Source organism: Methanothermobacter tenebrarum, assembly GCF_023167465.1.
Classification (GTDB): Archaea; Methanobacteriota; Methanobacteria; order Methanobacteriales; family DSM-23052; genus Methanothermobacter_A; species Methanothermobacter_A tenebrarum.
This window is the reverse complement of record NZ_AP025698.1, coordinates 795,612-816,769: the sequence shown is the minus strand read 5'-3', so window position 1 is coordinate 816,769 and position 21,158 is coordinate 795,612. Positions and strand designations below refer to the sequence as shown.

21 protein-coding genes are annotated in these 21,158 nt (G+C 42.7%); 11 read left to right on the top strand and 10 right to left on the bottom strand.

Annotation, left to right across the window (positions count from 1 at the left end; translation table 11 throughout):
* Genes MTTB_RS04495 through mtxX form a run of 3 tightly spaced genes read right to left on the bottom strand, consistent with a single transcriptional unit; the run spans position 1 to position 2,245 of the window.
* Positions 1-753: a TatD family hydrolase gene (locus MTTB_RS04495; RefSeq protein ID WP_345894025.1), complete on the bottom strand. Its 753-nt coding sequence runs from the start codon at positions 751-753 to the stop codon at positions 1-3.
* Between the two features lie 21 nt (positions 754-774).
* Complete coding sequence (gene uppS / locus MTTB_RS04490; RefSeq protein WP_248563847.1) at positions 775-1,542, bottom strand: polyprenyl diphosphate synthase; 768 nt, start codon at positions 1,540-1,542, stop codon at positions 775-777.
* Positions 1,517-2,245 (bottom strand): methanogenesis marker protein Mmp4/MtxX, encoded by a 729-nt coding sequence (gene mtxX, locus MTTB_RS04485; protein WP_248563846.1) that lies wholly within the window; start codon positions 2,243-2,245, stop codon positions 1,517-1,519. Before mtxX ends, uppS begins: the two co-directional genes overlap by 26 nt.
* 181 nt (positions 2,246-2,426) lie before the next feature.
* Between mtxX and MTTB_RS04480 the strand changes: the two genes are divergently transcribed.
* From MTTB_RS04480 to MTTB_RS04470, 3 genes are all read left to right on the top strand, one after another.
* On the top strand, positions 2,427-2,891 hold the full coding sequence (locus tag MTTB_RS04480) for a hypothetical protein (protein ID WP_248563845.1): 465 nt from the start codon (positions 2,427-2,429) through the stop codon (positions 2,889-2,891).
* Between the two features lie 420 nt (positions 2,892-3,311).
* Positions 3,312-3,476, top strand: a complete 165-nt coding sequence (locus MTTB_RS04475; RefSeq protein WP_248563844.1) for a hypothetical protein — start codon at positions 3,312-3,314, stop codon at positions 3,474-3,476.
* A gap of 24 nt (positions 3,477-3,500) precedes the next feature.
* Positions 3,501-4,292 (top strand): DUF4012 domain-containing protein, encoded by a 792-nt coding sequence (locus tag MTTB_RS04470; protein WP_248563843.1) that lies wholly within the window; start codon positions 3,501-3,503, stop codon positions 4,290-4,292.
* On the opposite strand, the gene hemL is transcribed toward MTTB_RS04470, so the two are convergent.
* From hemL to hisD, 4 genes are read right to left on the bottom strand one after another with little or no spacing between them, the layout of a single operon-like run.
* On the bottom strand, positions 4,211-5,482 hold the full coding sequence (gene hemL, locus MTTB_RS04465; RefSeq protein WP_248563842.1) for a glutamate-1-semialdehyde 2,1-aminomutase: 1,272 nt from the start codon (positions 5,480-5,482) through the stop codon (positions 4,211-4,213). The genes MTTB_RS04470 and hemL overlap by 82 nt on opposite strands.
* Positions 5,479-6,111, bottom strand: coding sequence for a cobalt-precorrin-8 methylmutase (locus MTTB_RS04460; RefSeq protein WP_248563841.1), 633 nt, complete (start codon positions 6,109-6,111; stop codon positions 5,479-5,481). The genes hemL and MTTB_RS04460 overlap by 4 nt, the downstream gene beginning before the upstream one ends.
* Positions 6,112-6,120: 9 nt before the next feature.
* Entirely contained in the window at positions 6,121-7,440 is a 1,320-nt protein-coding gene (gene aspS, locus MTTB_RS04455) for an aspartate--tRNA(Asn) ligase (RefSeq protein WP_248563840.1), read from the bottom strand.
* Entirely contained in the window at positions 7,437-8,711 is a 1,275-nt protein-coding gene (gene hisD / locus MTTB_RS04450) for a histidinol dehydrogenase (RefSeq protein WP_248563839.1), read from the bottom strand. The genes aspS and hisD overlap by 4 nt, the downstream gene beginning before the upstream one ends.
* Positions 8,712-9,795: 1,084 nt before the next feature.
* On the opposite strand from hisD, the gene MTTB_RS04445 reads away from it, so the two are divergent.
* From MTTB_RS04445 to MTTB_RS04410, 8 genes are all read left to right on the top strand, one after another.
* A complete protein-coding gene (locus MTTB_RS04445; RefSeq protein WP_248563838.1) occupies positions 9,796-10,104 on the top strand; it encodes a UPF0058 family protein in 309 nt (102 codons plus the stop codon).
* A 196-nt stretch (positions 10,105-10,300) separates the two neighbouring features.
* A complete protein-coding gene (locus tag MTTB_RS04440; protein ID WP_248563837.1) occupies positions 10,301-11,689 on the top strand; it encodes a 2,3-diphosphoglycerate synthetase in 1,389 nt (462 codons plus the stop codon).
* 13 nt (positions 11,690-11,702) lie between these two features.
* Positions 11,703-12,239: a putative ATP-dependent zinc protease gene (locus tag MTTB_RS04435; RefSeq protein WP_345893991.1), complete on the top strand. Its 537-nt coding sequence runs from the start codon at positions 11,703-11,705 to the stop codon at positions 12,237-12,239.
* Positions 12,240-12,869: 630 nt separating this feature from the next.
* Entirely contained in the window at positions 12,870-14,087 is a 1,218-nt protein-coding gene (locus tag MTTB_RS04430; protein ID WP_248563835.1) for an FprA family A-type flavoprotein, read from the top strand.
* Between the two features lie 8 nt (positions 14,088-14,095).
* A complete protein-coding gene (locus MTTB_RS04425; RefSeq protein ID WP_248563834.1) occupies positions 14,096-14,509 on the top strand; it encodes a hypothetical protein in 414 nt (137 codons plus the stop codon).
* A 55-nt stretch (positions 14,510-14,564) separates the two neighbouring features.
* The gene (thsA, locus tag MTTB_RS04420; protein WP_248563833.1) at positions 14,565-16,193 is read left to right on the top strand and encodes a thermosome subunit alpha; all 1,629 of its coding nucleotides are present in this window, start codon (positions 14,565-14,567) and stop codon (positions 16,191-16,193) included.
* A 103-nt stretch (positions 16,194-16,296) separates the two neighbouring features.
* Complete coding sequence (gene acs / locus MTTB_RS04415; protein ID WP_248563832.1) at positions 16,297-18,201, top strand: acetate--CoA ligase; 1,905 nt, start codon at positions 16,297-16,299, stop codon at positions 18,199-18,201.
* A 5-nt stretch (positions 18,202-18,206) separates the two neighbouring features.
* Positions 18,207-18,806 (top strand): acetate uptake transporter, encoded by a 600-nt coding sequence (locus MTTB_RS04410; RefSeq protein WP_428343356.1) that lies wholly within the window; start codon positions 18,207-18,209, stop codon positions 18,804-18,806.
* 203 nt (positions 18,807-19,009) lie between these two features.
* On the opposite strand, the gene MTTB_RS04405 is transcribed toward MTTB_RS04410, so the two are convergent.
* Genes MTTB_RS04405 through MTTB_RS04400 form a run of 3 tightly spaced genes read right to left on the bottom strand, consistent with a single transcriptional unit; the run spans position 19,010 to position 21,148 of the window.
* Entirely contained in the window at positions 19,010-19,567 is a 558-nt protein-coding gene (locus MTTB_RS04405; RefSeq protein ID WP_345893990.1) for a CDGSH iron-sulfur domain-containing protein, read from the bottom strand.
* On the bottom strand, positions 19,512-19,784 hold the full coding sequence (locus MTTB_RS08395; RefSeq protein WP_345893989.1) for a CDGSH iron-sulfur domain-containing protein: 273 nt from the start codon (positions 19,782-19,784) through the stop codon (positions 19,512-19,514). Before MTTB_RS08395 ends, MTTB_RS04405 begins: the two co-directional genes overlap by 56 nt.
* Complete coding sequence (locus MTTB_RS04400; RefSeq protein ID WP_248563830.1) at positions 19,784-21,148, bottom strand: MFS transporter; 1,365 nt, start codon at positions 21,146-21,148, stop codon at positions 19,784-19,786. The genes MTTB_RS08395 and MTTB_RS04400 overlap by 1 nt, the downstream gene beginning before the upstream one ends.
* Positions 21,149-21,158: the final 10 nt, after the last annotated feature.

Sequence of the window (21,158 nt, the reverse complement as noted above, 5' to 3'; positions counted from 1 at the left end):
TCATATCCTGAATATTTTTTTAGCATTTTTTTCTGTTATACTGTCGACTTCTTGGATGTTTGTATTTTTCAGTTGGGCTATCTTTTTCACGGCCTCTTCTAGGTATGGTGGTTCGTTCCGTCTGCCCTTGAATGGGGACAGGTATGGACTGTCGGTCTCTGTTAGGATACTTTGGAGTGGTAGGTCCTTGATTAGCCTTTGGTGGTGGTCTATGAAACATATCATGGTGGAGAATGAGAGGTGGTAGCCTTCTTCTATTATATTCTTTGCGGTGTCTAGGTCGCCACTGTAACAGTGGAATATTGCATTTTCTATTGGATGTTCTTTTAGGATTTTGAAGGCTTGTTTTTCACTTTCTCTTGCATGGATTATGAGTGGGAGCTCATATTCGATGGCGAGTTCTATGAATAACTTGAAGATTTTTTCTTGCCTTCTGCGACCTTCCAAGTCCCTTGTATGGTGGAAGTCTAATCCACTTTCACCAACACCCACTGCCCTTTCTATATTATCCTCTATCTCTTTTATGATGGTTTCTATGAGTTCGTCCCCCATCCTAGCCGCGTCTGCTGGATGTAAACCTAGTGTAGAATATATGAAATGTTTATATTCTTCTGATAATCTGATGGATCTTCTCACGCCTCCGAGGCCTACTCCTGAGTCTATGATGGCGGTTAGTTTTCTCTTGGCTCTTTTTATGACCTCTTCTCTGTCCTTGTTAAAGTCTTTGAAGTTTATATGGCAGTGAACATCTATTATATTATCAAACCCCCACCATTAGGTGCCGAATCTCCTCTCACGTTCCTGGTATGATCTTAGAGCCCTTAAAAAGTCCACTTTCCTAAATTCTGGCCATAGACTGTCACAGAAGTATAATTCGGAGTAGGATGATTGCCAGAGTAGGAATCCGCTCAATCTTTCCTCTCCACTTGTCCTTATGATGAGGTGGGGGTCCTCTAAACCTGCGGTATAAAGGTTATCATTTATGGTCTCCTCATCGATATCCTCTGGGTCGAGTTTTCCCTCTTTAACCATCTGGGCTATCTTACGTGTGGCTTCGACTATTTCTAGTCGCCCATCGTAGCCTATGGCAATATTAAGGATTCTATCATCATATTCTTCTGTGGCTTTTTCGGCTATTCTAATGGCTTCTTTCACGTTCTCGGGTAAGAGGTCAAGGTTGCCGACTGCTTTGATTTTCACACGATTTTTATGGATCTTCTCAGTTTTGGCAACTTTTTTAAAGTTTTCTTCGAATAATCTCATAAGGCCTTCTACTTCCCTTTTGGGACGTTTGAAGTTCTCGGTGGAGAACGCGTACACTGTGACGATCTCTATTCCAAGGTCTATACACCAATCTAGTACTTTTTCAAGGGTTTTAATACCTCTTTTGTGGCCTTGTATAGGATCTTTGCTACCTTGTAATCTTGAGTAGCGTCTGTTGCCATCCATTATTATGGCTACGTGCCTTGGCATTTTCTCCTTTTTCAAGTCTTTTAGAATGTACCATTCGTAGAGTTTATAGATTGGTTTTAGGAGTTTCATCCACATCCTCCCTCATGTTAGCAAGTTTATATGCGAATTTTAACGCTCTTTCATAGCCCTCGACAGTCTGGGCCCTGGAAGTGTCTATAAAAATAGGGTCTATTCCAAGGGTTATAGCCCCATGACTCTTAGCTGATCCGATTAACACGAGGCTCCTGAATATCAGGTTACCGGTTATACCATCTGGGGCTAGAATCAGATTACGTCCATCCTTTATAGCATCTTCTATCAGGATATAATAGTGTTTTATATTATATTTATCTTTTATCATTGATGTTAATTTTTTGGCTTCTTTGATGGATTTGTCGATTTCGGGCGCTCTTCCAATATCCTGGGGTCTGCCACCTGAAATAACTGCTATTGTAGCTTTGATGCCTATTTTTTCCATGAATTTGGAACAGTAGTCTATTATCTTTATCTTGTCGTCTATTGTGAATCCCTCATCTATACCAACAGGGGCGAGGAAAAAACTGTGATCATCTAATTTTATAAATGATGCCCTTTTAGGATCCCCAATTTTCCGCAGTTCTTTTATTATAGGCGCTGAATTTAATGAACCCCTCATATATGCGTCTCCAAGGCCCTTATGGATCATCTTGATAAATTCTTCCTCAGAATAGGATAAAAGAACTTCAAAGTCCATATTATTCGCTGCTTTCTCAACATTTTTGTTTTCACCAACTCCTACTACTATAACCACCATATCGGGGCCCCTCAACAAGATTTTATTCGCATCTTCCATTATAGGAGGTTTCTCAATGGCCTATACGAAAGGTTTATCTATAAATAATATAAGATAATCTTAGATGCTCCTTTTATTAAAATGGTAGGATATAGGAGCATGATTAATACTTTAATCTGGGGTGTTTATTGGGGGGTTCCAGTTGTCAAAGGCTGGAAAATCCGACTCCAAGGGTTATCTCGTCTGTAGCGAATGTGGAGGCTACTACAAGTTGAAGGAAGGTGAAAGCCCCGCTGATTTTGTCTCATGTCAATGTGGAGGTTCACTCCAATATTATGATTCCATAGAAGAAGCCTACACAGAAAGACCTCCCAAAGTTGATGAAACCATCAACAGAATATCCTCTGAAATTATCAACGAGAGTGAAACCACACAAGGACCCTATGAGATAACCCACACCGGACTTACCAGTAACAAAGAAACACTTGAAAGTTTGCTCAAAAAGGACTATGATGATGCCCAAGATTTTATCTCCACCATCCAGGATAAAAGAGAGGCAATCAAAACCCATAAGGACACTAACTATCTACCCATATTATTTTTCATAGCCACTATGATCGTTCTTCTGATCATTTTAATTTTATCATTGGGGAGGTTCCCCATCTAATGGGGGGATGTGAGCGGAAAACCTTATAACTGGAGTGTTCGATTATAATCTTCACTTATCTTGTCCCCCCAGGGTCTGGGAAAACTGGCAGATAATCCAGGTTCATAACTGACCATTCAAAACCGGGGCTGGGGACACGCTCCAGGCCATGAGGAAAACCCTCTAGGGGGAACTAGCCCCATGTTCACACAAGCTCTCATCATTTGAAGCAGAAAACCCCCATCAAGGGGGTAGTCCATTTTCAGCAGGGAAACCACCCCCATTATCTTTTCATTCCCCCAATATGTGGGGAGATTTTTGGATTCCACTAAATCCCATTATTTTTTTTTTTTTTTTTTTTTTGTTCCACACACCCCTTTTTTTGGCTGTTTTATAAAATATTCTCCACACGCACCCTACTCCGTGTGGGGGGAGAATCGAATGGACGCAAGACCCCCCCACACTGAAGTGCTCAGATCATCTCCTGAGACGGAACCTAAGAGACTCGGGGAGGTGGGAGCCCCCACACAAAAGCCAACCAATGAAAGGGTGGAAGTTCAAGATGGGGGTAATCAGACGGTGATCGCATCAACCTCATATATATAATGGAAGTGTGATAACAGAGTATCCATGGAAAGAAGGACCATTATAATATTCGTAGTAGCTCTCTCAGTTATTATCTTCCTATCTTGCATGTATATTAAGAATTCTCAGAACGTGATGGTAGGAGAAAAAAAGGTGTTGCTTTTATGCGCTGATCCGAGCGAGCCGAGACCGGGGATAGGAGCAGTTGACATGGCGTTCATCATAACCTTGGATAATGGTAATATAACAGGTATAAAGTCTGTCTATCCGGGGCAGATGGCCCATCCCACGGCAACACCACCACCATCCCTAAAAGCTATAGGTGTTGAAAGATGGTATCTTCATGATGCTCTCTGGGAAAAGGACACCGAGAAGGGGGCGAAGCTCGCCCAAGAAATAGTAGAATATAATACTGGTGAGAAAACAGATATTGTAGTTATAGTAACACCAGAAGCTGTTGACGCGATCTTGGCGAGGATAGGACCGGTATATGTGGAGGGGGAAGGTTACGTCTCAGGCAACTCAATAGAATTCCTAAGAGAGGAGCAGAAGGCCGGATACACCCGTGGGGATGCTGTGAAGTCCCTCATGAAAGCCATAATAGACTCTGCAAGGGACAGGAATAAATATGTAAGCATAGTAGATGAGGTTGTCCGGCAAAGTGCCCAGGGTAATATCATCATAATCCCAAAAACTGCCCTTGTGGAATTTTTAACATACATAGGATTTGAAAAACTTAAATATACATTGCAAAGTCACCTGGGGGATTGTTTGACGGCTCTTTTAATGGATTCCTCCACCACCTCTAGTGTCATGTTAAGATCTTCTTTTCTGTGAGCTGCTGAGATAAAACAACATTCGAATTGTGATGGTGGCACAAACACCCCACCTTTGAGTAGGCTATGGAAGTACTTTTTGAATATCTCCAAATTAGCTGTCTTGGCGCTGGTATAATCTTTAACCTTCTCTTGGGTGAAGTAGATTTGGAACATTGAGGATAATCCTGCCAGGTAAAATTCTAGATTATTGTCCTCTAGGATATCCTTTATGCCCTTTCTTATTATTTCCCCTTTTTTGTTAAGTTCCTTGTAAAGATCATCTGTTAATTCCTTGAGGGTTGTTATGCCAGCGGTTACTGATACAGGATTGCCGTTGAATGTGCCGGCTTGGTAAACATCACCTGCGGGTGATATATGTTCCATTAGTCTTCTGGGACCTGCTAGGGCGCCCATGGGGAATCCTCCTCCTATGATTTTCCCATAGGTTACAAGGTCTGCTGTTATATTATAGTATTCTTGGGCACCCCCAGGGGCTATTCTGAAACCGGTGATAACCTCGTCAAATATTAAGAGTATACCATTTTCACTTGTTATTTTCCTCAGGAATTTTAGGTAGCCGTCCTCTGGTTCTATACAGCCTATATTAGCCATCACAGGCTCTACTAGTATTGCCGCGATATTGTCATCCTCTTCTATTATACTTGCAACTGCTTCTTCATCATTGAAAGGCGCTGATATAGTGTTTCTTGTTGTATCTTGGGGTATGCCTGGTGAATCGGGGGCTGCTGCCGCGCCCGATCCTGGTTTTACCAGAACATAATCATGGGCGCCATGATATGCGCCCTCAAATTTGAGTATTTTATCCTTCCCTGTGAATGCCCTTGCAAGTCTTATCGCGGCCATTGTAGCCTCTGTACCCGAATTCACAAACCTTATCATCTCAGCTGATGGTACTCTTTCTATGACAAGTTTTGCAAGTTCTAATTCTGCCTTTGTTGGCGTGCCATAGGCACTACCCTTTTTAATTTGTTCACAGACTGCACTTGTAATCTTCTCTGGGGCGTGACCGAGGATGAGGGGACCATAGGCTAGACAGTAATCTATGTAACGGTTACCGTCCACGTCATAGAGGATGCAACCTTCACCTTTTTTGGCGAAGAAAGGGTGTGGTTCAAACTTTCTTACCGGGGAGCTCACACCACCAGGTAAAACTTTCAATGCTTCTTTAAACAGGTCATCTGATATCATCTTATTCCTCCTCTCCATTTTTTTGTGAGGTTTATTAGGGCGTTTGTGGCTGCCACTGCAACTGGCGTCCCACCCTTTGGACCGGAGGTTATAAGGTATGGTATGTTTGTTTTTGTGAGGAGTTTTTTGGATTCAGCAGCAGCTACAAAACCAACAGGCACTCCTATTATAGATTTAACATCCATCCCTGCTTCTGTTAATTTTATCACCTTTGAGAGTGCGGTTGGCGCGTTACCCACCACTACGATTCCGCTGAAGTCTTTTGAGGCTGCGTATTCCATTGCAGCAGCTGCCCTGGTCATGTTTTTATCCTTCGCCATCTTTATAACAGTTGGATGGTTTATATAACATTTTATGTCCCCATCATAGGATATTCCTGCTTTCACCATTTCAACATCTACTAGTATATCCTTAAGGTCCCCTAGGGCATTTATGGTTGTGGGTATGAATTCTTGGCTCATCCTAGTGATATCAGCATATTCTGGGTCGGCTGTGGAATGAACTATCCTCTCTATGATCTCGACTTCTTCTGGGGGTAACCCTTCTATCTTATCTTTTATAAGCTTTTTCACTATCCTCCTACTCTTTTCCGCGATCTTTTTTCCTTTTTTTGTGGAGGCGCCCATCATCAAATCACTTTATGGGGTTAATCTTCTCCTGTCCCTTGGGAATAGTACTGTTTCCCTGATATTTTTGATTTCTAGGAGTGCCATGGTGAATCTTTCAGCTCCAAGACCCCAACCTGCATGTGGTGGCATCCCATATTTGAAGGCTGAAAGGTAACTTTCAAATGATCTGGGATTTAGTCCCTGTTTTTTAATCTTTTCAACTAGGAGGTCGTGTTCATGGACCCTCATGGCACCGGAGGATACTTCAAGGTCCTTGTACATGAGGTCGAAGGCGTAGCTTTTGCTTGGGTCATCCTCCCTTGGCATTACATAGAATGGTTTTATATTCGTTGGCCAGGATTTTATGAAATAATAGCCGGGCATTATCTCGCCTAGGGCTTTTTCAGCGGCCCTTGAGAGGTCTTCTCCATGTCTGAGGTGGACTCCTTGTGATTTGACTATCTCCACGACTTCGTCATATTCTAGTCTTTCGAAGGGCAGTTTTGGGGTTTCGAGTTCTCTGCCTAGGGTTTCGAGTTCTTCTTTGCAGTGTTCTTTGATGTCCTTTATGACTTTTACGATGAGTTTTTCGAGTATTTTCATGACGTCTTCGTGGTTCATGAAGGCTGCTTCTATGTCAATGGATATGACCTCGTTTAGGTGCCTGAGGGTGTCGTGTTCTTCTGCCCTGAATATGGGTGCTATCTCATAGACTTTGTCGAGGCCGCTTGCCATCATCATCTGTTTGTAGAGTTGTGGGCTTTGGCCTAGGAAGGCTTCCCTTTCGAAGTAGGTTATGGGGAAGAGTTCTGTCCCGCCTTCGGTTGCTGATGCAACCAACTTGGGAGTGTTTATCTCGATAAAACCCTCCTTTTCGAGGAAAACCCTCACTGAATGCAGCATTCTACTTTTTATCTTGAATATTGCGCTTATTTCGGGTCTTCTAAGGTCTAGGAACCTTGAGTCTAGTCTTGTGTCAATTTCGGCTTTAACCTTCCCTGTGGGGTCGAGTGGTAATGGTTGTTGTGATTTGGCCAGGACTTTCACATTGGAGGGTATTATTTCAACGCTTCTTGGGGCTTTGGGGGACTTTTGAACCGTCCCTTGGACTTCTATAACATATTCTTTTTTGAGTTTTCTTAATTTTTTGAATAGTTCTTTTGATGTTTTTTTACTTGGGGCGGTTACCTGTATTATACCATGTCTGTCCCTGAGGAGTATGAATATTATCCCTCCAAGGTCTCGTATTTCGTACACCCAACCCATGAGGATTGTATGGGATCCGTCAAGTGATGGTGTGATCTCATTTGAATAATGGGTTCTCCTGGTCTTACCTAGCATGGTTGTCACCTCATAAGTCTCTTTTTAAATGATTCTGCGTGTGCGTAGAGTCCTTCATATTCTGCGAGTGGGATTACAATATCTTTGAGGGTTTTGAGACCATCTTCTGATAATATTTGTACTGTGGGTTTTTTCAGGAAGGATTCTGTTGATAATCCTGAGTACATCTTTGCACATCCGCTGGTGGGTAGTACGTGATTAGTCCCTGAACCATAGTCTCCTGCAGAGACTGGTGTTAACTCTCCAAGGAATATGGACCCGGCATTTTCAATCTCATCTAATAGAATCTCAGGGTCCTTGGTCATTATTATAAGGTGCTCGGGGGCATATTCATTGCTGAAATAAACAGCCTCCTTAAGATCTTTTACGATGATTATCTTACCATAATCTTCGAGGGACTTTCTTATGATCTCACCCCTTTTAGCATATTTAACCTTCTCCTCTAGGATATTATAAACTTTCTCTCCGAGACTTCTTGATGGTGTTACAAGTACTGAGGCTGCATCAGGGTCATGTTCGGCTTGGGCTATCATCTCAACTGCTATATACTCTGGGTTAGCCCCTTCATCGGCTATTATTAGAACTTCTGATGGGCCTGCGATAAAATCGATATCCACATCCCCATATACCAACTTTTTAGCCGCTGCCACGAATATGTTCCCGGGTCCGACGATCTTATCAACGGGGTCTATGGTTTCGGTTCCATAGGCCATGGCAGCTATGGCCTGAACTCCCCCAACCTTGTATATTTCATCTGCTCCGGCCATGTCAGCTGCTACTATTGTGGCTTCATTCACGGTTCCGTCTTTGTTTGGTGGGGTGCAGCAGATTATCCTTTTGACGCCAGCGATCTTGGCGGGTATTATTGTCATGAGGGCGGTGGAAGGATAAACTGCCCTTCCTCCGGGTATGTAGCAGCCTACACTTCCAATTGCTCTTATAATTTGACCCCCGATTATACCCCTGTTTATCTTCTTTAGCCATTGGCTTGGGAGTTGTAGTCTGTGAAATTCTTTGATGTTTGCAGCCGCCATATTCAATGCATTTTTCACCTTTTTATCTATATGCTTATAGCTTTCTTCTATTTCATTTCTTGTAACTTTGAATTCCTCGATTTCGGCGCCATCGAATTTCTTTGTGAATTTCCTGAGGGCTTTGTCACCGTCTTTTCTAACCTCTTCAATTATGGTCTTAACGGGTTCTGTCACGTTATCGATATTTGGTGAGGATCTTTTCACAAGTTCTTCGATCATGTGGGCTTCGAATTCTATGATCTGCATACTATCACAAAGATTAATTTTATTAGATGTTAATTTAAATACCCATGGGGTTTTAGGAGGTCGATCTTAACCATTTCCTAGGAGATTATCCTTGGCGGGGGAGACTATCTGTTATGTTACAGGCTCCTATGGTGGGTTGGGAGGTCAACCTGTGGGGGGCTGATCATGGGATACCATAGGTGGGTTTATTATCCTAGGTGGTAGTGTTTTTGTAGATTTCAAATGGCTGTTACTTCAACTTGGGCGTGGGGATGGTGGACTTGCGGAAAACCACACGGGTGAAATGAGACCGCTTAGAATTGAGTATCTTTTCATGTGTAACATTATTTGTGCTTTCCATCTTGACGTTTGTGTTTTGAGAGGAATGCGATAGCATTTACAAGTGTGTGGGGGCTAGTAAGAATCTTCAGTCTTGTAAGGAACATTCCTATTGTAAATGTTGTGGGGGGAATGTGTGGCTGGTTTTGGGTGGGGAAGCTGGGAGGAAACCATACTCCAATTGTGAATGCTATTATTAAAATTGCGGGGGTGAAATTTTGTATTTAGCCTACGTTGGGCTATCTATAATTTTACAATGAAAACGAACAATGGTGCTACCCGCGAGTTTTTTTCATGATCTTTCACCCATCTGTTACTGGTGATATTTAGTAGATGTGTTCATCATTGATATCCTCTGGGAAGGGGCACTTCACATAGGCCTATTCATTGTCGCCTCAGGCTTATGTTATTGTATGGGGGTGGTAAGTTTTTTGGACATGGAATCTTGGTGGGTAGTTGGGGGGTGGAGTTTTAAGGTGTGTGTTTGGTTTCTCTGGTCTTGTGGGGGGGTTGTGTTGAGGATCTTCTGGGAACTTTTTTTTTGATGATGTGGGGTTAAATTCAAATTGAATTATAATTTTTCCCAGTTACACAAGGTATATAAAAGAGGAAGATTATATATAAGCTAGGGTACATTAAAGAAAATTCATAGAGGGGCCTAATAGTATGTTTTTGGTGTACCAGTGGGTTATTTTTGATTCCCTAACATTAGGTTTATATAATCTTCATGACTACTCTGATATGGAGGGAGTCGAGGCTGGTACCCATGTATAAGGATGAGGTGATACAACTACATCAATTTCTGGTATATATCCTAAAATATCTTGAAAATGGTTATGACATAGAAAAAGAGTGTGAGAAGTATTTTTCACTTAACATAAGCCCCCATCACATCCACCGGACAAAGGCGGAACATAAATATGCTATTTTTGTACTTTCAACAGCCATTTCAGAAATACTCGCAAAACAGGGAAATGACACACTCCCACCAAACATCGTGAATGGCCTATCAGAGCTCGCTAAAAGATCAAAAAAGGAACTTGCAAAGATGGAGGCTAACATAGAAGTAAAATAGGCCAACCCTCGGCGTTCTGTGGTGGCGCTTGACTAGAAGGATCAGAGTTATCCCACAAAATGGAAGTCATAATTTTCTTTTAACTCAAATAAAAAATAAATTTCCTTCCCCCATTTTAATGTAAAGTCGTGATTCAGAAATTATTAAATATTTAATATTAACAATCTACTTAAAAACCAGCAGAAGGTGTCGAAGAATGAAAGCTATGGAGAATATTATTTGTCTTGTTGACGGTGAACATTATCTCCCCGTTACAAAGTCTGCAATTGAAACCCTTGATTGTATCGAACATGTAGATGTTAGGGCTCTTGTATTCATAGGGGGTACCGAGAAGCTTAAAACATCCTCCCCAGAGGAATATGCTAAGATCATGGAAAAACCGGTCTACTTTGGTGAGGATCCGCATAAAATCCCCTATAATCTCATAAGAAAGATTATAAGGAAATATGATGCGGATGTTGTTATGGATTTAAGTGACGAACCAGTATTAGATTACTCCAAAAGGTTTAACATAGCAAGCATAGTATTGGAAGAGGGTGCGATTTACAGAGGCCCAGATTTTGAGTTCCAGCCACTGACAGAATATGAGGTCCTCGAAAAACCATCAATTAAAATACTCGGAACAGGCAAAAGGATAGGTAAAACAGCAGTATCCGCATACGCTGCCCGTTTAATCCATGAAAAAGATTATAACCCATGTGTTGTTGCCATGGGCCGCGGAGGCCCGGAGGAACCAGAGATAGTCCGCGGCGATAAAATAAGCATAACACCAGAGTATCTGATAGAACAGGCATACAAGGGAGTGCACGCTGCCTCAGACCATTGGGAGGACGCGCTCATGAGCAGGATATTAACCATAGGATGCAGGAGATGCGGTGGGGGTATGGTGGGTGACGTTTTCATAACAAATGCTAAACGTGGCGCTGAAATCGCGAATGAAGTGGACGCGGACTTCGTTATCATGGAAGGGAGTGGGGCGGCCATACCACCAGTAAAAACAGACAGGCATATTGTCATAGTAGGCGCGAATCAGCCCATGATAAACATCACAAAATTCTTCGGACCATTCAGGATCAAACTAGCAGATCTGATCGTTTTAACCATGTGCGAAGAGCCAATGGCCACAAAAAAGAAAATAGAGGATATAGAGAAGTTCATAAATGAGATAAACCCTGATGCAAAGGTGATACCAACAATATTCAGGCCCAAACCACTCCAGGATATAGAGGATAAGAGTGTATTATTCGCCACAACAGCCCCAAGATCCGTAATGGATACACTTGTAACATACATCGAGGACAAATACAACTGCAATATAGTCGGCACGACAAACCACCTTTCAAACAGGCCACTACTCCAAAAGGACATAGAAAAGTATATAGATGAGGCCGAGGTCATGTTAACAGAGTTGAAGGCAGCGGCGGTAGACGTCGCGACAAAGGAAGCGTTAGACGCTGGCTTAGACGTGGTATACTCTGATAATATACCTATTGTAGTGGATGAATCCCCCGAAGATCTCGACAAGGCTATAATAGAAGTTGTTGACGCGGCTATAGACGACTTCTACACTAAACTCACCCCATAGTCTCTTCCATGGGATGATATACTTGGAATACCATCAACTTAAAAAACTTTTAAAGTTCACCCTAAAGGAAAAAAAGATTATAAAGAGGCTGGGAATCCCCCCTGACGCTTTCATCCCCCTCCTTTTTTCCATACGTTTTGGTGGGGATTGGAGTTTTGTGAAAAATTCTGAAAAGTTCATGACAGTGAAGGAGAAAATCACAAAATATGATGAGAATAAAAAGGTTGGCCGCACCATAGAAATAGTATACCTCTTCTTGAATCCAAGAATACTCAAGGAAGAGGGGACAGTATACAGGCTGGAAAAATGTGGAGAGAAGGGTGAAAGAGCACTTGTTAAAAGACCATATAAGGTTGTGATAGAAGCCGATCATATTATAAAAGCCAGCCTAGACCCCCTAGACCTTAAGATAAAACTTAAAAAGATAAAAGAACCCGTCAAGTTTGAAGGATCCGGAGCCTATGGGGTATCCCATGAAATGGAACACCTCTCAAAGGGTCAAATCACTGGAAAACCATTCTGGGAATTCAAATATGAAATCGAAGAATGAGAGGATTTTAACAGGAGCATACCAATCCCCTCCAAAAAAAAAAAAAAAAAAAAAAAAAAACATTTTGGTAATGAAAAAATTATTGCAGTACAAACCCAAATAAAATTAAAGGGGTGCGCAGAACTAAAGAATCTGAGCAGACCATTCCTAGAAAAACCAGACCGTATTATAGTATGGGTCTCCTCAGAGAATCCGAATGATAATGCACATTCACCTAGCATTGGAGGTGTACTATAACCCATGAGTCAAGTCCACCCGCCAGGGAACCGAATGATGCTCCGAGGGCATTGGAGGTGTACTATAACCCATGAGTTCCCGTGGATAAATTCAGCAACTATCCTATTGCGATAGTTTTTACGATAGAGGGAAGATCTCATAAATGATGGTCACTGCGAAAACTTGCTAATATCCACAGATTATGGAGGAGACCATCCACCCTATGGATCGTTAATCTTACAATGTTGGCCCAAGACAGTGGCATCGGGTTTATGGGATTTCTAAATTGTACAAGATTAGAAGTAGGCGCATTCTCTCTATTTTTTTGTGCAGATCTAGATCTCTTATGAATCATCTTCCTGTTAACATTACAAGTTAATATAAGTTCCATCATACTAATATTGGTGTATTAATATGAAGGCTGATGCTGTGAAAATTGTGGATAATGTTTATTGGGTTGGGGTCTTGGACTGGGATATTAGAAGCTACCATGGTTACACCCTGAGGGGGACAACATATAATGTGTACCTTATATTCGGTGAGGATAGGGTCGCCCTTATAGATAACACATACCCTGGGACTTCTGCGCAGATGATGGCAAGGATAAGTGACGCTCTTCGAAAAGAGGGAAGAGACGAGATTGATGTGATAATACAAAATCATATTGAGAGGGATCATAGCGGGTCGCTACTGGAGGTTTGGAAGAAATATAATGCACCCATCTACTGCACAGGGAAAGCAGCAGAGGGATTAAAGAGGCATTACCCGCCATTAGAGGATTCTAGGATAGAGATAGTCAGGACTGGTGACAGCCTAGACCTTGGCGGTAAAAACCTCATGTTCCTTGAGGCTCCTATGCTTCACTGGCCTGATAGCATGTTCACATTCCTATCTGAGGATGGTATGCTCTTCTCCAATGACGCCTTCGGACAACACCTATGTTACAATAGACGCTTTGACAAGGATATTGATGATTATATTCTAATGGATGCTGCCAGGAAATTCTATGCGAATCTTATAACACCATTATCACCGCTGGTGTTGAGGAAACTCAAAGAAGTGGAAGATCTTGGACTCCTTGACAGGATAAAGATGATAGCACCATCTCATGGACAAATATGGACCAGACCCGAGAAGATCATAAACGCATATAAGAATTGGGCTGCGGGAAGATGTGAAGATAAGATCACTATAATATATGATACAATGCATTATTCCACCCAAAGGTTGGCGCATGCCCTCGCAGAGGGGGCTATGAGTGAAGAAGTAGACGTCTCCATGTATTTTCTACATGAGGATGAAAGAAGTGAAATAGTAAAGGATATACTTGAAAGTAAGGCCATATTTGTTGGGAGTCCCACGATCTTTAACGGGCCATTCCCAAGCCTTGGAGACTTAACATATTATCTGAGGGGTCTTGCATTTGACAGGACCGGTTTCAGGAGACTTGCAGTTGTATTCGGTTCTAAAGGTTGGGGTGGTGGTGCGGTTAACAACCTCAAACAGGAACTTTCAAAGGCGGGATTTGAGGTGTTCGCCACTATAGAAGTGGATTATGTGCCATCACAAGAGGATTTGGTTAAATGTTATGATATGGGCAAGTCGGTAGCTTCTCATATAAGATCATTATAGGTGTTAGAATGGAGAAGATAGTTTTAGGGGAAGATTTGCCAATGGAGGATAAGTTGTTGGCATGTTTATTCTGGGCTGTGCGTAAGACTATCCGTGAGGAGGGTTGCGCCCCCCTAAGGATAAATAAGATTGAAACATCAACAGAAACTTATAAACCTGAGGGGAGGAAGCTATTGAAGCTTTCCCAACACATACTCGATAATATAATGGATGATATGGGAAAGGGTAGGATGGTATCCTTTGAATTGTCTATGGGTGGAGAGGTCCTGAGGGTTTATATGGATGGTGAATCATTTGCTGTTGAATCTGAGAAGACAAAAGATCTTGAGAAGGAGATAACCAATAAGATAGTAGAGGAGATGAAAAGAAAAAGGCCCGATTTTTGCCAGACATTCATACCGAAAATCATACCGGGTGGGTAAAATATTTATAGAACCCCTAACCCATGGATAATTGCAAATATTTTGAGGTGATCACATGGCACAGTTAACTGGTTCACAACCAATACTAATACTACCAAAAGGAACTACAAGATATGTGGGAAAAGAAGCCCAGAGGATGAACATAATAGCAGGCAGGATACTCGCAGAGACCATTAGAACAACCCTAGGCCCTAAGGGAATGGATAAAATGCTCGTAGACTCCCTAGGGGATATAGTAGTGACAAATGATGGTGTCACAATCCTAAAGGAGATGGACATAGCCCATCCAGCCGCTAAAATGCTGGTAGAAGTTGCCAAAACCCAAGAAGACGAAGTAGGAGACGGGACAACAACAGCTGTCATAATAACTGGAGAACTTCTCAAAAAGGCGGAAGAACTCCTGGAAATGGGTGTGCATCCAACAATAATAGTGCAAGGCTACAGGGAAGCAGCTAAAAAAGCCCAGGAAATCCTGGACTCCATAGCAATAAATGCGAGGGACCGTGGCACATTACTAAAAGTTGCCATGACGGCAATGACAGGAAAAGGAGCTGAAAAGGCAAGGGAATCATTAGCAGAGTTGGTCGTAGATGCAATACTCCAGGTTGAAGATAATGGTGAGATAGACAAGGACAACATAAACATCCATAGAATACTCGGCGGATCAATTGACGATTCCATGATAGTCAATGGGATAGCAATTGACAAGGGAAGAGCAGACCATGCAATGCCAAAACGTGTTGAAAACGCCAAGATAGCACTCTTAAAATATCCGATAGAGGTTAAGGAACTTGAAACAGATGCGAAGATACGGTTAACAGATCCCTCACAGATGCAAGCCTTCATCGAACAAGAAGAACAAATGATAAAAGAAATGGTCCAAAAGATCATAGATTCAGGGGCTAATGTATTATTCTGTCAGAAGGGTATTGATGATCTTGCACTCCATTACCTTTCACGTGAAGGCATATACGCCCTCAAAAGGGTTAGAAAATCAGACATGCAACGTCTTGAAAGGGCCACCGGCGCTAGACTCGTAACTAACATCGAGGATCTTACAGAGGAGGATCTTGGGGAAGCAGGTGTAGTATATGAAAAGAAAATCTTTGACGAGCTTTTAACTTTTGTAGAGGATTGTAGGGATCCTAAGGCATTATCCATAATCCTAAGGGGCAGTACAAGACAGGTCGCTGAGGAAGTGGAAAGAGCCATCGAAGATGCTATTGGTGTTGTTTCAGCGACTGTTGAGGATGAGAAGGTTGTTGCTGGTGGTGGGGCTCCTGAGGTTGAGATTGCTAAAAGACTTAAGGATTATAGTGAGTCTATTAGTGGTAGGGAGCAGCTGGCTGTTGCTGCTTTTGCAGAGGCTCTTGAGGTTGTTCCTAAGACTTTGGCTGAGAATGCCGGTCTTGACAGTATTGACACTCTCGTAGATTTAAGAGCAGCCCATGAAGAGTCACCATACATGGGTTTAGATGTTTTCAAGGGTGAAGTAGTTGACATGAAAGAGGCAGGAGTGCTAGAACCACACAGAGTCAAAAGACAGGCCATACAATCAGCCGCAGAAGCAGCAGAGATGATACTAAGAATCGATGACATGATAGCCGCAAAGGGTTTTGAAGTTTCAAAGAAGGAATCTGAGGGAGGTGGAATGGAGGGTATGGGTGGAATGCCACCAATGTAATATTATTTTTTTAAAAAATCATATTTATCATGATTAATCAGTAAAGTTTATATAGTGGGTGCACCCTAAAAAAACAATGAAAAAACAAAATGGTGGCAAAAAAATGTCCGAGGATACCACTGTTCTCCTAGAAGAAAAAAGGGTCTTCAAACCCAACTACAAAATCGTGGAAGAAGCCCACATAAAAAACTGGGAGGCAGAGTTAGAAAAAGGAAAAAACATAGAAAAATACTGGGCGGAAAAGGCCAAAGAACTCGAATGGTTCCAAAAATGGGACAAAGTCTTAGATGGCAGCAACAAACCATTCTACAAATGGTTCACCAACGGCAAAATAAACATGACCTACAACGCTGTAGACCGCTGGATACACACCTCAAAAAGAAACCAAGTCGCAATACTCTACGTAAACGAAAGAGGAGACGAAGAAAAACTAACATACTACGAACTATACCGCCAAGTAAACAAAATGGCCAACGCACTCAAAAGCCTAGGAATAAAAAAAGGAGACGTCGTCGCACTATACATGCCAATGTGCCCAGAAGCAGTCATAACAATGTTAGCCTGTGCAAAAATCGGAGCACCCCACACAGTAATTTACTCAGGCCTCAGCGTAGGAGCACTAGTAGAGAGAGTAAACGATGCAAAAGCCAAGATAATAGTCACAGCAGATGGAACCTACAGAAGAGGAAAGGTCATCGAACTTAAAAAAATAGTTGACGAAGCAGTCCTACGCTGCCCAACAGTCCAAACAACAGTCATCCTAGAACACACAGGAATACCAATAGAACTATCAGACATAAGCGGGAAGGAAGTCCTATTCGATAGTATAATCGAAGGAGAAGACGACAAATGCGAACCAGAGATAATGGACGCCGAAGACCCACTATTCATACTCTACACATCAGGTACAACAGGCAAACCTAAGGGCGTAGTCCACACCACTGGAGGCTACATGGTAGGAACTTCAACCACCACAAAAATGGTATTCGACATACACGACGACGACATATTCTGGTGCACAGCAGACATAGGATGGATAACAGGCCACAGCTACATCGTATACGGGCCACTACTCGTAGGCACAACAACAGTAGTATATGAAGGCGCCCCAGACTATCCAGACCCAGGAGTATGGTGGAGGATAATAGAAGAACATGGAATAACAAAATTCTACACAGCACCCACGGCAATAAGACACCTAATGAGATTCGGAGACAAATACCCCAGACTATACGACCTTTCCAGCCTCAAAATATTAGGAAGCGTTGGAGAACCAATAAACCCAGAAGCATGGATATGGTACTACAAGAACATCGGCAGAGAAAGATGTCCAATAATGGACACCTGGTGGCAGACCGAAACAGGAATGCACCTAGTATCGCCACTGCCAGTAACACCACTAAAACCAGGATCAGTCACCAAACCACTCCCAGGAATCGAAGCAGAAGTCGTTGACAAAGACGGAAAACCAGTACCCCCAGGAAAAGGAGGCCACCTCGTAATCAAAACACCATGGCCCGCCATGCTAAGAACCCTCTACAAGGATGAGAAACGTTATATCGAAACCTACTGGGAAAACATACCAGGAGGCGTGTATACAACAGGTGACATGGCCCACATGGACGAAGACGGATACATATGGATACAAGGACGATCAGATGACGTGTTAAACATAGCAGGGCACAGGGTAGGGACTGCAGAAGTCGAATCAGCCTTTGTATCCCACCCAGCAGTTGCTGAAGCAGCCGTAATAGGGAAATCAGACCCCATCAAGGGGGAGGTTATCAAAGCCTTCCTCATACTCAAAGAAGGCTATAATCTAAACACTGCATTGATAGGGGATCTTAAAAAACATGTAAGACACGAACTAGGACCAGTAGCGGTTATCGGAGAAATGGTCCAAGTTGATAAACTCCCAAAAACTAGGAGTGGTAAGATAATGAGGAGGATACTCCGAGCCAAAGAAGAAGGACTAGAACTAGGAGACACCTCCACATTAGAAGAATAAGGTGAATGGATATGGGACAAGAAACCGTGACTATAGTTGATAAAACAGCGAACCCGGCCCCCCTAGGACTGCTGGGCTTCGGGATGACGACCGTCCTATTAAATGTGCATAATGCTGGGCTAATACCCATAACGAGCATGATACTCGCCATGGGTTTTGCCTATGGTGGGATAGCCCAGATACTAGCATGTGCAATGGAATATAAGAAGGGTAACACCTTCGCGACACTCGCCTTCGGATCCTATGGACTGTTCTGGTGGTCACTAGTGTTCCTATTAATGGTGCCACAGGTGACCATCTTTAAAACTGTGGGTACACCAGTTCAGGCCGCTGATCCAGCGTCACTGGCAGCATACCTATTCATGTGGGGACTATTTACCCTGCTAATGTTTATAGCAACCTTAAGGTTAAGCAGGGGTCTTCAGGTGATATTCATAAGCCTTGCGATATTATTCTTCCTACTTACCATCGGTGAACTAACAGGATCCAAACTTGTAACAATGATAGCAGGATATGAGGGCATATTCACAGGTGCAAGTGCCATATATGTTGGACTAGGTGAAGTTATAAACGAAGTCTATGGGGGGAATGTCGTACCACTTTAACTTTACCGGCGGGAACTCCCCGTATGGGGATGAAAGCCGGAAAGTTTTATATACGTTTCAAATTGTGTTTACCTCCTGGTAGGAGGTTGGGATGCGGTGTCCTCATCCATAGCCCTGTAAAATTGCAGGGTGGGATAGGTAGGGTTTGGGACGACCCGAATTCACGCCTGTGGAGATGAGACCTCTACTCAGCACCCCCTGCTTTAGCTGGGTAAGTCCCGTCGTTGAAGCAGGAAGCCCCTCCCATCAGGGAGGGGTAGTTCACTCCTCCCATTTTTTATTATTCCCCATTTTTTCTTGAATGCTGCCTTTTCTTGGCTGGTCATCCAGTGGCTGCCATCACAGAATGGTTTGTTCTCTGATAATCCGCAACGGCATAGGGTCACCCTATTCCGGATCTCATACTCGTAACCATCACTGGATTCTATAGGTATACCACCCCTAACCCATAGTGGACCTTCACATTTTTTCTGTTTATCATGTATTACAACAATGGATTTCTCAAATTCTTTTTCATAGGCTGTTCCCTTCTCCTTGGACCATAATACGAGCCTACCGGATGGGCAGATTGTAGCCTCTTCTACAGCTATTTTAATACTCTCAGGGTCTCCTTTTTTTATTAGATTTCTTATACCCCCAGCGCGCATGCAAAAACGTGAATGGTCGCAAAGTTCAGGCAAATCTGTTAATCTGACCTTTTCACCTTCAAATGTAAGAGCGCGTGAAATATAGGGGGTCTCTACTTGCAGTTTCGGTACCATCAAAGCCTATGCTTGAGTGGGTACCATCACAATATGGCTTGTCACCTGATCCGCCACACCTGCAGAGAACATAAGTTTCCCTGGGGGGATATTCACCCTTTTCTATAATGTCAATGGTATGCCCTTCTTCATCGGTTACTATTTCACCATCATATAATGGTATGTTTCCCATGACGAGGTATGGGCCATCCTTTAATATTCGTATCCTAGGTTCCATTAGTCGCTCTCCTTACGCCGGGCCATTGCAGCGAATATACCAATAAAGCATAATATGGCGAATACTGAGAATGAGATATGGGTACTCTGGAGTAGTAGATTGAAATTTGAAGGTGCTATTTTCACCCTTCCAAGGATTAGGGCCAATATTAGTGTTACTATACCTATGCTGAAGCTTTGACCGATAAGTCTCATGGTACTCACTGTAGCAGAGGCGATACCAAAGTATTTCTTTTCCACTGAACTCATGATAGCATTAGTGTTAGGTGAAGAGAACAAACCGAATCCTATGCCGAGGACTGCAAGTGAAGCGAATATCATCGAGAGTGGTGTACGAGGGTTGATGAAAGTTAAACTGAAAAGTGCAACTGATATTATGGCCATTCCCAAACCTGCGAGTTTCTGGGGGTTGAACTTGTCAGAGGCTCTCCCGGCTACTGGAGCTACAAGGGCCATTAAAACTGGTTGGGTTACCAGTATTAGACCCGCTATATTGGGGGTTAAGCCCTTTATGTATTGTAGGTAATAGCTTAAAAGTAGTGAAACACCAAAGGTTGCACTATAATTGATTAGGGCTGCTAGGCTTGAAAAGGTGAAGGTGAAATTCTTGAATAATCTTAGGTTAAATACTGGACTTGAATTGTTCAATTCTATCCAGAGAAATATTGAGGCTGTTATGATACTCCCTATGAGCAGTATGGAAGCTTTAGTGTCAGGTAGTAGGGAGAATCCACATATTAATAGGAAGAGGAATGTGCTGTAGGATATTGAACCCCCAAGGTCGAATTTCTCCCCTTTTGCGTCGGCCCACTCTTCACGGACCCTTGACATTATAAATATTACGAGTAGGGTTATGGGGACTGTTACAAGGAATATGCTTCTCCATCCAATATAGTGTGTCAGGGCGCCTCCAAGCACTGGTCCAAGGGATAGGCCAACATATACTGCGGCAGTGTTGATACCGATAACTTTACCTCTTTCCATTGGAGGGTAGACTCTTGTGAGGATCGCTAAGCCTGTTACGAACATCATTGCAGAGCCTATACCCTGCAATAGTCTAAATATTATAAGGAAGATAGCGTTTGGGGCTAATGCAGATAGTAAAGATGATATGAAGAATATAGCGTTTCCGTAGATGAATATCCTTTTCATGCCCTTAATCTCGGATAGTCTTCCAAATGGTACCGAGAACATTGCAGCTGCCAAAAGATAGGCTGTGGGAATCCAAGTTTGTAATATAGCATCTATCTGGAATTCCCTGCCAATAACTGGCAGGGCCACGTTAATAGAGGAGCCCATAAATGGTGTTAGGAATGATGAAAGGGTGGCTGCTAATAAAACATAAAGTTTTAAAGATCTTCCCATAGGACTTCAC